The organism is Acidimicrobiales bacterium, assembly GCA_016716005.1.
Lineage (GTDB): Bacteria > Actinomycetota > Acidimicrobiia > Acidimicrobiales > JADJXE01 > JADJXE01.
Window position 1 is genome coordinate 1 of sequence record JADJXE010000007.1, and the last position, 13108, is coordinate 13108.

Genomic DNA, 13108 nt, shown 5'->3' on the forward strand with positions numbered 1-13108 from the left:
GTCATGGCGTCCTCCTCTGTGGTGGCGGGGGTGGCTGCACCGGTCCAGTGCGCGGCGATCCGGGTCCAGTCGGCGACGGTGACGGCGTCGGTGTGGTCGGAGCCGGGGACGAGGGCGTGAGGCAGGCATCCGGCGACGCGTCGCCGAACACCTGCGGTCGTGTAGATGCGGGGGATGCGGTGCGCGTCGCAGACCGCGGCGATGATCCAGGCGGCCTGGTCGACCTGCCAGTCGGTGAGGACGTCCTCGTTGACGCCGTCGAACTCGATGCCGACCGCCCACGAGTTGGCCCCCTTGGCGTGCGCGGCCTCGGTTGCGGTGTCGTAGAACTGGACGACCTGCCCGGCGTTCTTGCCGATCAGGAAGTGGAACCCGATGCCGACGCCGGCTCGGCCGTTCTTGCCGATCGCGTAGGCGGACCGGTAGCCGTCCTTGCCGAACGCCCCGTACGTGCGGTGCAGAACGATCGCCGTCGGAGCGAGCGGCCCCTGCGGGTGCTTGCCGGGATCGAACGGGATGCCGGGGACCTTCACCGCTGCACCTCCGCTCTCAGCTTGCGCACTTCAGCGCGGGTCGAGTCGAGCTCGTCTCGTGTCTCGACCAGCAGACCGCGCAGCCGATCGACCTCGGCCCGCACCTTCTCGAGCTCGGTGCGACACGTCTGCTCCGCCTGGCGCAGATCGTCAGCCCACTCACGCATCTCGGCCGACAAGGCGATGGCGGTGTCGGCCTCCTTGCCGCGTTGAGTGCCGCGCACCGCGGCGAGGCTGCCGATGAGCACGAGGGCGGCGCCGGCCAAGTAGACGATCGGGTCCGCTGCCATCAGTGGACGGTGTCGTCGCGCAGCGGGGAGACGAGCAGGGCGAAGCAGACGACGACGATCAGAGCGGCCTGGCCGACCTGCCAGAACTGATGGCCCATCGACAGGTCGAGAGCGAGAGCGGTGACGATGCCGAGCCCGGAGGTGGTCGCGAGCGCGATGAGCGCGACGCGGGTCGCGACATCGGTGACGTCGAGGGCGGCACCGGAGTTCTGCCAGGCGATGACCTCGATGTAGGTCCCGGCGGCGAGCTGCTCGACCGTGGACATGGTGGAGATCGGGTACGGGTTCGCGGCGCCAGTGCCGACGCGCGCGGTGGCGAGGCCGCTGGAACCGTTCGCTCGGATCGACAGGTCCCTCCACCCCGTCGAGTTGTTCGCCCAGCTCACCGACGCGACGATCAGGTACTTGCCGCCGAGGCCGGACGGCACCGTGAGCCGCGACGGGTTCGACACCGTCGAATGGAAGCTGTCAGTGTCCCACGAGTCCGCAGCGGTGAACGACACGGCAGTCGCGGTGAGGTCGGCAATCGACTGGGTCGTCGTCCGGTTCGCTCGACACGACGGCGGCGTCGCGCAGAACACGACGCCGTCACGCACTGCGTCGCCCCACGACGCCGGCGGTGACGTGCCGGTGGCCGGGTTGTGCAGCGATTGGGGGTCGACGAACGGTGTGGTCATCTCGATCTCCTCAGAACGACCAGGCGGCCGAGCCGCCCCACGTGGACGTCCCCCACTTGAACCACGACCACCCGGCGCGGGTGGCGTCGAGGGTGAGGGTCACCATCCAGCCGGTGAACATCCAGGTGTGGGTGACGCCGATGACGTGCGCGGTGACGTCGAGGTCCTGGCCGCTCGCCGCCTTCTTGTGCACCCGCACCAGCCATCCCGGCTCCACGGCCCGGGCGAACGGGGCGAGGACCGTCGGGTTGTTCTCGACCCGGAACGAGATCTGGCGGACCTGCGGGGTCGCAGTCCCCTGCGACGCGACGATCCACTCGGCGATGGCGAGCGACTGCTTGTCGGTCGGGTGCAGCAGCCCCGACAGCTGCACCGCGTTACGGCGCCCGAACGCGGCGACCGACGCGGTGTTCTCGGCGGTCTGCTGGCGGCCGTACGTCGAGTTGACCGCGGCGACGTTCGTGACGGCGAGCGGGTCGTCGACGATGACGGTCCCGGTCTCAGCCATCTCCTGGGCGCCGCCGGCCAGCAGGGTCGGATCATCGGAGAACGTCATCTGCACGGTGGTGGACACGGTGTCGTCCCACGCCCACGTGCGTTTCGAGAATCGGAGGTCGCCGTCGCGGTCGACCCAGATGCGGCCCTGTTCGGTGTCCTCGACCGTCTGCAGGAGACCGGCGACGTCACCGGCCCGATACCCCTGGAGGGTGGTGACGCCGGACGGGTCGAACGTGCCGGTGTCCGCGGCGAGCCCCATGGCGGTCACGACGTGGTCCAGGCGTTCGTCCAGCGAGTCGCCCGCCCACGCGACGCGACCCGCCTCGTACAGCGCGGCGACGAACGCGTCTTCGGTCGGGTTCGCTCCCGGAGCGGCGAAGGCTCCTGAGCCGAAGTCCTCGAACACCATGACGTGGTCGATCACACCCTGATAGGGCACCGCCGAGGGGTCGTTGCCCTGGCCGATGAACAAGTCGGTGAGCGTCGCTGCCCGCGCCCCGGACAGAGATGAGCCCAACATGAGGTCGACGGGCACCCCGTCGACCCACAGCAACGGTTCCTGCGCCGCTGTGTTGAGCGCGACGGCGACGTGGTGCACGGTGCCGTCCGCTCCGAGCCACGCCCGGTCGACACCACCGACGTCGGTGGAGCCCCACAGGCGGGCCGTCGGTGAGGCGGCGCCGGTGTGGCGGTCATCGACGAAGACGAGAGCGCCGGTGGCGGCGATCTGCACGATGAGACACATCACGTCGCCCGGGGCGCCCGGAGCGTTGATGCACTGGGTGAGCAGCCACAGCGGGGCGGGGCTGCCGAGGTAGTGCAGCTGTCGGTCCTCCGGGCCGGGCAGCTGCACCCACATCGAGATGATCTGCCGGGATGTCAGGTCGATCTTCGAGCCGGCGTCGACGACGACGCCGTAGCCGTCAGCGTCGGTCTGCCCCCATGTCTGCGCATCACCGTCGATGACCGGCCCGAACGGTGTCTGCCCGGCGGAGAACGACTCGAACCCGCCGGTGTGCCGCGACGTGATCGACGTCATCTTGTCGGTCCAGCCGCCCTCACCGGGCCGCCACCAGTGCGTCGGAGCGACACCGGCCGCGACCTGGGCGTCGAACGCCGTGTCGGGCGCGGCACCCTCGGCGAGCACACCGAGGACGTCCTGTGCGGTGACGGTCACGACCGGCAGCCGCGCTGTCAGCTGCTGCGGCCAGCCGGAGTCGACGAAGCCTGACCAGCGGGTCGTGGTCGTCGAGTTGTGCGTGACCCGCACCCGCACCGGAGTCCCGTTGTTCAGGTCGCCGTAGTACGGGCCGCTCGGGTTCCGCGGGTTGAACCGGCCCGTCGAGTTGTCGAGCGTCAACGACAGCGACCCGGGACGGATGGCCCGCACCGTGTCGCGTCCCGACGTCGCGACGATCGCCGGTGACGACGAGTCGAGGTCCACCCAGTCCGACAGGTCTACCCAGTCACCGGCGGCGGGACTGGACCCGGGCCCGAACCCGAACGCCATCTCGACGGTGACCGCGACCCGGTCGAAGCTCACGCCATGCTCCGCGCCAACCGCGGGAACCGGACACCCTTCGCGACCGCGGTCTCGACCTGCTCGGCCACCCACGAGATCGAGTCCGCTGCCACCGGACCGGCGAACGTCACGTTCACCGTGACCGGCGACGACACTGCCCCCCCGGTTGGTCCGCCGCCGGCGGAGCCGACGCCGGCGGAGATGCTGGGTGCGACGCCGGACACGACCCGGTTCACGTCCGCCAGCCCGACCTTCATGCCCTGGGCGAGACCGGCCATGATCGCAGCGCCTTCAGGGATGAGGAGCCGGCGGTCGACGTCGATCGGACCCTTGTGGTCCTTGATCCACGAGCCGATCCCGCCAACGAAGCTCTTGACGGCTTCGAACTTCTCCTTGATGCCGTTGAGAAGGCCGCCGATGATCGCCCGGCCGGCGTCGAGCAACCACGACCAGGCCCCGGCGAAGAAGCCGGTGATCCGTCCCGGGAGCCCGGCCACGAACCCGACGACACCTTGCACACCGGCGGAAACGACGCCTTTGATCCACTCCCACGCCACCCGGGCGGCGCCGACGATGATGTCCCACGCTCGACCCCAGTCGCCCTTGAGGACAGCGGTCGCGAAGCGGATGACGCCACCGATGATCGCGAGGGCGTTCTCGATGATCCGCTGCACGATCGGCCACACGAACTGGACCACGGCCACGATCGCGTTCCACAAGAACTGCCAGACGGGCAGGACGATGCGAACGAACTCGATGACCCGCTCGGCCAGGAACTTCCACCAGGTAGCGATCAGCGTCGCGAGGTCCGCGACGACGGGCACGACGTTCTCCTTCATCCATTCGAACGCGGCGACCAGGGCAGGGATCACGTTGTCGCGCACGTATTCGAACTGGGCGACCAGCTGGTCTCGGATGAACCCGACGATCTTGTCGACCCATTCCCGGAAGGTGTCGTTGGTCTTGTAGAGGTAGATGAAGCCGGCGACGAGGGCCGCGATGGCGGCGACGACGAGCAGTACGGGGAGGCTGATCGCGGAGATGGCAGTGGCGAGGGTGCCGAGCACGACGAGGACGGGACCGATGACGGCTCCGAGACCGGCGACGATCAGGATGATCTTCTGCACGCCCTTGTCGAGGCCCTTGAACCACTCAATGCCGTCCTTGACCCAGCCGAGCAGCTTGATGCCGACGGGCAGCAGCATGGTGCCGATGTCGATCGCGAGGTTCCTCAGCGTCGTCGTCATCGACTTGAGCGACCCGGACGCTCCGTTGGCTTCGCGGCCGGCTTGGCCCTGGGCCTTGGCGGTCTGCTCGGTGATGAGCGCCAGGGTCGCTGCCTGCTTCGCCTGCAGCGACATCTCCCCGGTGCCGTTCCACAGTCCGAGGGTGAGCGCCTTCTGCTTGATGAGGGCGTCGTTGGCCGCAATGCCGTAGTTGTCGAGCATCGCGTTGTTGCCCTTCAGCGCCCCGGTCAACGCCTGCACCGCGGTGTCGGTCGATCCGCCGAACATGGCGGAGAGGTCGCCTGCGAGCTGCACGAGCGACGCCGAGGTCATCGCGGCCTGGTCCTCGGACATGCCGCCGATGTTCATCAGCAGCGACCCCATCGTGTTGGCGTACTGCAACGCCTGGTCCTTGGCGATCCCGAAGTAGGTCGGGAGGGTGTCAGCCCAGCGCTTCACCGCGGACGACGCGTCGGTGAACACCGTTTCGGTCGCTCCGACAGCGTCGGCGTAGTCGGCGGCCATCTTGAACGCGGCTCCGCCGGCGACGAGGACCGGCAAGGTGATGCCGACCGTCATCGACTGGCCGATGGAACGCATCTTCGTTCCGATGGCTTCCATGCGCTGGGAGAACCGGGAGATGTCGCCCTCGGCGTTCGCGAGGCCGGGGCCGAGCCGGGAGGCGTCTCCGACGATGGCGACGCGGATCTCGTTCTTCGCCATCGTCACCTCCTCGTCACTGCTGCTCGACGGCCCTGCGTTCTTCCTCGAGCAGCTCGGCGAGCACACCGACCTCGTAGAGGGTCAGTTGCCCGAACCGGTCCCACGGGATGTGGAACCGGGCGCAGATCACTGCTTGCTGGCGGACCCTGGCGCGGGATCGACGGGCCCGCCGTCGAGTTCCCCCGGCATCACCTCGCTGATCTTCATGGCGCCGACATCGGCGAGGGTGAGTTCCGGGTTCGACCGGCGACCCATGATCCACACGAGCGCCTTCATCGCCTTCGCTCGGGGCTGACCGGTGCCGAAGGCGTCGTCGACGCTGGTGCCGACGAGCTCCTCGAACTCCTCGAGCTCGTCGAAGGTGAGGTCGTCGGGGTCGACCGTCAGGTCCATCGTGTTACTCCCATTCCAGGCCGATCTCGTCGAACGCTCGTCGGAGCTCGTCGGTGAACATGTCGGCGATCTGTTGGCGGTGTGAGGCGATCGTCGGTGCGATCACGTAGGGGCCTTCGCCGGCGTCGATGTTCCAGCTGTTGCCGACCCAGGCCGGGAACTGCCGGTATTGCTTCGCTCCGAGGAAGGCGCCGAGCCCGAACGGCACCGATGACAGGTTGCGGATCGCGATGTCCGCAGACCGCGTGGTGGCTTTGCCGAGGATCGCCTTCGCGGCCTTCTGCTGCTGGCGGGTGCCCTTGCCGCGGATGTCGACCTCGAGCCGCTTGGCGATCGTCTTGTGCGCCTCTCGGAGCGCCTTCGTTCCGGCCTTGCCGTGAGCGGAGCGGAGCTGGCGGGCGATCTCCTTCGCTCCGATCACCTGCACATAGGCCGGCATCAGGGGGTGGCGGCTGCGGCCTGGTAGGCGACGCTGATCGGCGAGTTCGTGCCGTCGTAGAGGCCGACGCCCTTGAGGGACTGGTCGACGACGTCGGGTCCACCGACGGCGGGGGTGTCGCCGTCGAACATGACGACCGGCACGGTGATGGTCACCTTCGGCTTGAGGGTGGTGCCGATCGTGGTGAGCCCCTCGCAGACGAGGACGACCTGCGCCTGGGCGCCCGCTGCGGTGGTCGACAGCACCCGGTTCTGATGCGTGAGGTTCTCGAAGTCGCACTTGAGCTCGACGGACACCTTGCGGGTCCCGGACTCGACCGGTTCCTTCTTCAGCGCGTTGGTGCGCAGGTAGCGGCGGTCGGTCTTGAGCGTGTTGTCGACCTTGACGGAGAACTCGGCGACGTCGACCTGGGTGCCGCCGACGGTGACGACGCCACGGATGAACGTGATCGGTTCGACCGCGGCGGGGTAGCTGGCGGTCGCGAGTCCGGTCGTGTGGTCGAGCGTCTGGCCGTCGATGTCGGCCTTGAACTTGAGCGTCTCGCCGGCTTTGCAGGCCAGTTCCCACGACGTCACCTTGCAGCCGGTGACGGTCTTCGGGGTGATGGTGGCGCCGCCGATCTGGGGGACACCGACCTGCAGGGTGAAGAAGTCGCCGGTGAGGTCGCCGACGGTGCCGGTGTGGGTGTAGACGGTGGTCTCGGCGGGGCCGGTGGTGGCGACGGTGCCGAGCATGTGCTTGAGCCACCACGACCAGCCGAGGGACAGCACGTCGAGCTCGATCGAGCCGGTGACCCCGTTGATGTACGGGACGCGGCGGTCCGAGCGCAGGACGCGGGTCCCGGCCCGGATGCCGGGCGATTCGACCCGGCCGGTCTCCGCTGCGAGGCCCTCGGAGAGGAACTCGAAGAACCGGTCGGGGGTGCCGAGGGTGCCGTAGGTGACCTCGTCCTTGACGCCGAGTTGTCCGAGGAATCCGCTCATGGCTGCTCACCCTTCTTGGTTGCCGGCTTGGCCGGCGGCTTGGACTGCTCCCAGATGTCGGTCTGCGTGACGAGCCCGGCGGCGACGTCGTCGGGGATGTCGACGTCGACGCCGGGTTCGGCCTGCCAGATGCGTCCGCCGGCGGCGATCTCCACGCCGCCCTCGAACGGGCCGATGTAGCGCACCTTCACGGGCGCACCTCCATGGTTCAGGTCCGGGCCCGGAACCGGACCGCGGACTGGATGACGTGCCCGTAGCCCTCGTCTTCGACGGTGGGGGTTGAGGCGGGGTGGGCGATCTCGTTCCACAGCACGCCGGCGGAATGCGCGAGCGCGATGTTGTCGGGGTTGCGGAGCTGGTCTTCGATGACGGCGAACAGGGCGTACGCACGGTCACATGCTTCGAGGGCGTCGTGTCCGGGCCAGCGGACGATGACGGTGACTCCGATCTCGAAGTCGCAGTCGCGGCGGCGGGCGCCGAGCTGCGCCCAGTCTTCGGTGCCGTCGACGGGGCCGAGGATGACCATCTCTCGGCCGAGCTCGGCGGGGACCCCGAAGCCGATGTCGGGTTCCCGGTCGGGCCACGGGCAGCCGTCTGCGAGCAGGTCGTGCAGGGCCCGCACCGCGGCGGGCACAGCGGACTGGGCCATCAGGCGATCCCTGGGGTGCGCATCGACCAGCGGTCGAGGACGACGTCGACGTCGGGGATGCCGGTCTTCGATCCGCGTTGGCCGGGGACGATGAGGCTGAACGTGCCGCCGTTCTCACCGGAGGTGAAGCTCGAGGTGCGGTCCGGGACGCCACGGTTCGAGCGGTTCAGCACGTCGCGGGTTCGGGTGAAGAAGGCGCCGAGCACGTCGGCGGGTGGGCGGTCGAAGCCGTGTTCGTAGCCGATGTGCCACGGCGTCGATGGCCACGTCCCGGAGGGGAGCTCGGCGACGCCGTCGGCTGATGCGGCCACCGCTGCGAGCTGCGGTGCGGTGAACCCGTCGGCGTATCGGACGGTGCGCAGCATCGGGTCGTCGAGCACGACCCGGGTCACGCCCGACGCGCGCATCGGGGCGAGCCGGTAGCGGGGCACGAACGCGACGCCGCAGATGTCCTCGAACTCGGTTTCGACGAGGCGGCGGGCGGCGACCACCGCGGGCGACGGGTACTTGCCGGTGTCGGTGAGCGCCGGGTCCGACGCCCGGATGTCGGCCACCGACGCGTAGTAGGCGGCGACGACCTCGATGCGGGTCGTCACGGCCTGGGTGCCGTCACTCCAGGTGGCGGTCAGTTCGTCGAGCGTCGCGGTCTGCGTGGCGCTGAGCGCCGCCTGGCGGACACCGACGGTGCCTGACGGGGCGGTGGTCGCCGCGGCGGTGAGGACTGCGGTCCCGTCGGAGCGGGTGACGGTGACGGTGACGGGGCCGGTCGGGTCGACCAGGTCGCCGTCCTGGTCGCGGAACCGGCCGGTGATCGTCGCCGACGAACCCGCGAGGATCTGTTCGTCGGCGACGATCATCAGTCGGCCTTCTTGCGGCCTCGCCCGCGGCCGGTGGCGGGCTTGTCAGCGGTCTCGACGGCGGGGTCGTCGGCAACTGCGGCTTCGGGCACCGATGCGGTGGAGAGGCGGGCGATCTCGTCGCGGACCTGGGCGGCCCGGTCCGTTCGACCGGATGCCTCGTAGCCACGGAGCTCCTCGCGCAGGCCTCGCAGGTGGTCGTCGGTCGTCATGGGCTTTCTCCTTCGTGTTCGGGCCGGGCCCGGTCGACCGCAGCGGGGTGCGGTCGACCGGGCCGACCTCAACGTCAGAACGTCGGCGCCGCGAGGCCCGTGCCGCCGATCGTGGAGATCGACGTCGGGTACCGGCCCGGCGTGAACAGCGAGAACCGGCCGGCAGCGAGGCGCACCTGGCCGGGCGCGGTCGAGGGCACCTGCTCGAAGGTGAACTGCAGCAGGTCGTCCTCCCAGTAGAGGATGTCGAAGCTGCGGGCCACGCAGATGACGTCCTCGGTGCCGCCACCGAGGGTGGTGGGGATGGAGGCGTCGGTGATGACCGGCAGGCCCTGCAGCGTGCCGACGACCTGGCCGTACTCGGCGGCCTGGCCGAGCCCGACCACCGACTGCGGCGGCGTGGTCGAGAACTCGAACAGGGGCCGGCCGGAGGTGTCGATCGCGGCGGTGATCCAGCCCCAGCGCCGCGGGTGCATGTAGATCACGTTGCCGGGCATGAACCGTGCCGAGTTGATCCGCTGGATCGCGTCCGCGAGCTTCGGCCACGCTTCGGCGACCGTCGGCGACGCGTCGGTGTAGGTGACGGCGTTGATGCCGGCGACCTGCAGGATGCCGCGGTGCTGCGGGGCGGTGCCGTTGCCGTTGACAGCCGACGCGTTGAGCGCCACCTCCGACGCGGCGAACAGGTCGGGGAAGATGACCTGGTCGACGACGGGTCCGCCGCGCATGAACAGGGTGCGGGAGATGTCCTGCGCGGCGGTCACCAGGTTCACCGTCGAGGTGAGGTCGGTGTTCGCCATGTCCTGCTCGTTGAACGCGGCGGCCTCTGCGGTCATGGCGCCGGCGGAGCCGGTGGTGCCACGCGGGACGGTGAAGCTCACGCCCTCCGGGGGGAGGTCCATGGCGTTCAGCGAGTTGAGGAACGGGCGGCCGGCTCGGGCGACGGGCGCGAACTGGTCGACGAGGTACTGCGGGGGGACCGCTCCGGCCATGGCCGACACGCCGATGTCGCGGTGCTCGACGGCGACCTCCTGGTTGTGGCGACCCATGCGGGCCTCGGCGCCGGCGACGTCGCCGGTGCGGAAGCTGGTCGCGTACAGGTCGGCGAGGAAGCTGTGGTTCCGGTCGGGCCGGTAGGTGCGGGCCTCGGCGCCGATGACGCCTTCGCCGGCGGGCAGCGTCGGGCGGGACGCTGCGGCGTCGGCGTGACGCTGCTCGATGGCGACGAGCTCGTCGAGGCGGACCTCGAGGTCCGCGATCTGGGTGTCCACCTCGGCGAGGTGGTCGCGGGCCTCGGCGAACGCGGCGGCCTCGGTCTCGTTGAGGTCGCGGGACTCGGCGGTCGGCGCGGCGAGGACGTCGGTGACGGCGCTGTGGGCGGCGTCGCGTTCGGAACGCAGCTCGGAGATGCGGTCGCGGAGGTACTGGATGAAGTCCATGGGGGCTCCCTACGGGTTCGGTTGACGGGTTTGGGGTCCGGCAGGTGGAGCGCAGGTGCCCGCCCAGGTGGTGCCCGGTGTTGCGGGCCCGGCGTGGGGTGCTGCGTGCGTTCCGGCGTGCAGGTGGTTGCTCAGACGCCGAGGGCGGCGGCCTGAGCGGCGGCGAGCGACAGGGGCATCCCGGTGCGCTCGGCGATCTGTTCGGGTTCCGGGCCGCCGGCGTCGGTGTCGGGGTCGATGCCGGCGGCGGCTCGGAGGGCGATGACGGTGACGTCGTTGGCCGGGTAGGTGACGGCGGACACGTCGAACAGTCGGACCTCGAGGATGCGGCGTTCGGTGTAGTCGTCGTTCCATTCCTGGCGGAGAGCGATGAACGCGTGGGACATCTGGTCGACGTCGCCGCGTTCGAGGGTGGAGCGCAGCTTGACGGCGTCGGGGTTGACGAGGTCGAGCTCCGGGACATCGACGCGGAGTCCGACGTCGTCCTGGGCGAGGGCGAGGGTGCCGGGCTTGGTGCGCGCGAGGGGAAGCCCGTCGTGGTTGATGAGGAACCGGACGTCGTCGGCTTCGCGGAGTGCCTTGGTGAACGCTCCGGGGGCGATGGTCTCGGTCCATCCCCAGGGGGGTCCGCCGGCGACGTCGTAGCCGACGTCGAACACCGCGGCGTAGCCGCCGACGCCGACGGTGTCGCCGTCGGAGCGGAGCTCGACAGGCTGCTCGGGCGAGCGGCGGGCTTCGACGAGGGCGCCGCGGGACCGGCACGCGATGCCCGCGGCGATCAGGTCGCCTTCGGTGAGGTCGAGTCGGGCTCGGACCTCGGCGGGAAGGGTGAGTCGGTCACGGATCATGGAGCCTCCGTCGTGGTGGGCTTCGTGGTGCGACGGGTGAAGGTGGTGTCGCCGGCGAGGGGTGGCAGGTTCTCGAGGCGGCGCATCTCGTCGTTGGTCAACAGCGGCACCCCGGTGGCGTCGAAGATGCGGGCGGCGGTCTCGTAGGAGGCGTAACGGGCGGCGAGGTCGGCGCGGAGGATGGCGTCGAGGTTGTGGCGGACGCGTTCACCGCGGGGCAGCAGCTGCCCGATACCGGTCTCGATGCGCACCAGGTAGGGGGCGAAGTCGCGGGCGGTCCAGTCGGACCACAGCTGTTCCCGGTTGCCGTAGGTGACGTTCTGGCCGGACACCGCGGAGCCGATCCATTCGGCAGGGACACCGATCGCGGCGGCGATCTGAGCTGAGGACCATTGCATCGAGTCGAGGAACTGCGACTCGTTCGGGGCGAGCTGGATGCGCTCGTAGCGGAGCCCGGAGCCGAGCACGGCAGGTTCGCGGGTTCCGCGGGTTGCTTCTTGGAATGCTGCTTTGATCTTCCGGGCGCCGGTGGCGTCGAGGTTCGGGTCCTCCGAGTAGAGGATCGCGGACGGGTGTCCGCCGTCGTCGAACCAGCGGTTGCCGAACTCCTGGGCGGACAGCCCGGAGTGGATCGTCGCGGCGGCCTGACCGATTGGCGACAGGCCTTCGGGGCGGCCGGCCACGGTGAACAGCGGCAGATGCCACAGCTGTCCGTGCGGCCACAGCTTCTCGGCTGTGCCGTCGACCTTCGCGGTCCACCGCTTCGAGCGGTCCTTCTCCCACTTGACGGCCCCGGTGGGCAACAGTTCGACCTGGCTGGGGGTGCGCGCGCCGGGGCCACGGAGGGGTCCGCTGCACCAGCCGTACGCGTTGCCGGTCGACAGGAGCGACACCCACAGCCGGTGCAGCCAGTCCGGCAGCGGTTGGCCGGGGAACGGCTCGTCGAGCAGCGGGTCGCGGGCCACTTCGGCGTCGCCGCGGTACTGGTCGAGGGGCAAGGTCGAGCCGATGCCGGCGAGGATGCGGTAGCAGGACCACACGGCCGCGAGCTGCAACGCCCGTTCGGGGGTGACGGTCTCCCCGAACGATCCCCTGCGGGCCGCCCACATCTCGGCGGCCGGGTCGGTGAGGCTTCGGCGTTCGCGGTGCGGTCGGATGAGCCCCATCAGCGTTCCAGCCACCAGCCGACGAGCACGAGCGCGGCGCCGGCGGCAGCGAACCCGAGCGTGGGGGCGAGGAGGAACGCCGCGACGACGACGAGGGCGAGGCCAGCGAGCTCGAGCAACGTCGACAGCATCGGCACCTCCTCAGTAGGCGTAGGTCGGGGCCACGGTGGCGGGGCGTTCGGTCGGCAGCAACGCCCGCGCCCCGGTGACTGCTTCGAGGGGGGACAGGTCGACGTCGCTGGCCCGGCCGTCCCACGCGAACCCGTCACCGAGGCGACGTTCCCGCACGCCGGCGACCGCGGTGTCGAGCGGGTCTTGCCCGTCGAGGTGCACGATCTGCTGTTCGTGGACAGCGGCGAGGAACCCGCCGCACGCCGCTTTCCATTCGGCGAGCCCGAACAGGTGGAGGCGGTCCTCGACGCCGGCGGCCTTGAGGGCGTCGAGCACGACGGGTACCTGCGCGGCGGTCGGACCCGCGTTGTTGCAGCCGACGACGACGGGGTCCCACTCGGTGACGAGCTCGACGAGTCGTTCCGGCAGCCGCCGGATGGCGAGGCCGGTGTCGAGGACCATGACCGACGCGTCGGCGATCGAACCCCATCCCATGCCGATCGACGACGATTTGCCGTCGAAGCTGATCGACCAGCACAGCA

Annotated in this window: 16 protein-coding genes; all 16 read right to left on the reverse strand. The window is 70.0% G+C overall.

Annotation, left to right across the window (positions count from 1 at the left end; all coding sequences use genetic code 11):
* The coding region (locus tag IPM45_18390) for an N-acetylmuramoyl-L-alanine amidase (protein MBK9181485.1) at positions 1 to 533 on the reverse strand (533 nt) is incomplete at its 3' end.
* Complete coding sequence (locus IPM45_18395; protein ID MBK9181486.1) at positions 530 to 823, reverse strand: hypothetical protein; 294 nt, start codon at positions 821 to 823, stop codon at positions 530 to 532. The genes IPM45_18390 and IPM45_18395, both read right to left, overlap by 4 nt.
* Complete coding sequence (locus tag IPM45_18400; protein MBK9181487.1) at positions 823 to 1500, reverse strand: hypothetical protein; 678 nt, start codon at positions 1498 to 1500, stop codon at positions 823 to 825. The genes IPM45_18395 and IPM45_18400 overlap by 1 nt, the downstream gene beginning before the upstream one ends.
* Positions 1501 to 1510: 10 nt before the next feature.
* Positions 1511 to 3541 carry a hypothetical protein gene (locus IPM45_18405; GenBank protein ID MBK9181488.1) on the reverse strand — a complete coding sequence of 677 codons (2031 nt, stop codon included), beginning with the start codon at positions 3539 to 3541 and terminating at the stop codon, positions 1511 to 1513.
* A complete protein-coding gene (locus IPM45_18410) occupies positions 3538 to 5469 on the reverse strand; it encodes a hypothetical protein (GenBank protein ID MBK9181489.1) in 1932 nt (643 codons plus the stop codon). The genes IPM45_18405 and IPM45_18410 overlap by 4 nt, the downstream gene beginning before the upstream one ends.
* A 126-nt stretch (positions 5470 to 5595) precedes the next feature.
* Positions 5596 to 5862 carry a hypothetical protein gene (locus IPM45_18415; protein MBK9181490.1) on the reverse strand — a complete coding sequence of 89 codons (267 nt, stop codon included), beginning with the start codon at positions 5860 to 5862 and terminating at the stop codon, positions 5596 to 5598.
* A 4-nt stretch (positions 5863 to 5866) separates the two neighbouring features.
* Positions 5867 to 6301 (reverse strand): hypothetical protein, encoded by a 435-nt coding sequence (locus IPM45_18420; protein MBK9181491.1) that lies wholly within the window; start codon positions 6299 to 6301, stop codon positions 5867 to 5869.
* Positions 6301 to 7284: a hypothetical protein gene (locus tag IPM45_18425; protein MBK9181492.1), complete on the reverse strand. Its 984-nt coding sequence runs from the start codon at positions 7282 to 7284 to the stop codon at positions 6301 to 6303. Before IPM45_18425 ends, IPM45_18420 begins: the two co-directional genes overlap by 1 nt.
* A complete protein-coding gene (locus tag IPM45_18430) occupies positions 7281 to 7475 on the reverse strand; it encodes a hypothetical protein (GenBank protein ID MBK9181493.1) in 195 nt (64 codons plus the stop codon). Before IPM45_18430 ends, IPM45_18425 begins: the two co-directional genes overlap by 4 nt.
* Before the next feature lie 17 nt (positions 7476 to 7492).
* Positions 7493 to 7933 carry a hypothetical protein gene (locus tag IPM45_18435; protein ID MBK9181494.1) on the reverse strand — a complete coding sequence of 147 codons (441 nt, stop codon included), beginning with the start codon at positions 7931 to 7933 and terminating at the stop codon, positions 7493 to 7495.
* Positions 7933 to 8790, reverse strand: a complete 858-nt coding sequence (locus tag IPM45_18440) for a hypothetical protein (protein MBK9181495.1) — start codon at positions 8788 to 8790, stop codon at positions 7933 to 7935. The genes IPM45_18435 and IPM45_18440 overlap by 1 nt, the downstream gene beginning before the upstream one ends.
* Entirely contained in the window at positions 8790 to 9002 is a 213-nt protein-coding gene (locus IPM45_18445) for a hypothetical protein (protein MBK9181496.1), read from the reverse strand. The genes IPM45_18440 and IPM45_18445 overlap by 1 nt, the downstream gene beginning before the upstream one ends.
* A gap of 74 nt (positions 9003 to 9076) precedes the next feature.
* Positions 9077 to 10441 (reverse strand): phage major capsid protein, encoded by a 1365-nt coding sequence (locus IPM45_18450; GenBank protein ID MBK9181497.1) that lies wholly within the window; start codon positions 10439 to 10441, stop codon positions 9077 to 9079.
* A gap of 131 nt (positions 10442 to 10572) precedes the next feature.
* Positions 10573 to 11289, reverse strand: coding sequence for an HK97 family phage prohead protease (locus IPM45_18455; GenBank protein ID MBK9181498.1), 717 nt, complete (start codon positions 11287 to 11289; stop codon positions 10573 to 10575).
* Positions 11286 to 12455 (reverse strand): phage portal protein, encoded by a 1170-nt coding sequence (locus tag IPM45_18460; protein ID MBK9181499.1) that lies wholly within the window; start codon positions 12453 to 12455, stop codon positions 11286 to 11288. Before IPM45_18460 ends, IPM45_18455 begins: the two co-directional genes overlap by 4 nt.
* A gap of 141 nt (positions 12456 to 12596) precedes the next feature.
* Positions 12597 to 13108 (reverse strand): hypothetical protein (locus IPM45_18465; GenBank protein ID MBK9181500.1); only part of this gene is annotated, 512 nt, incomplete at its 5' end.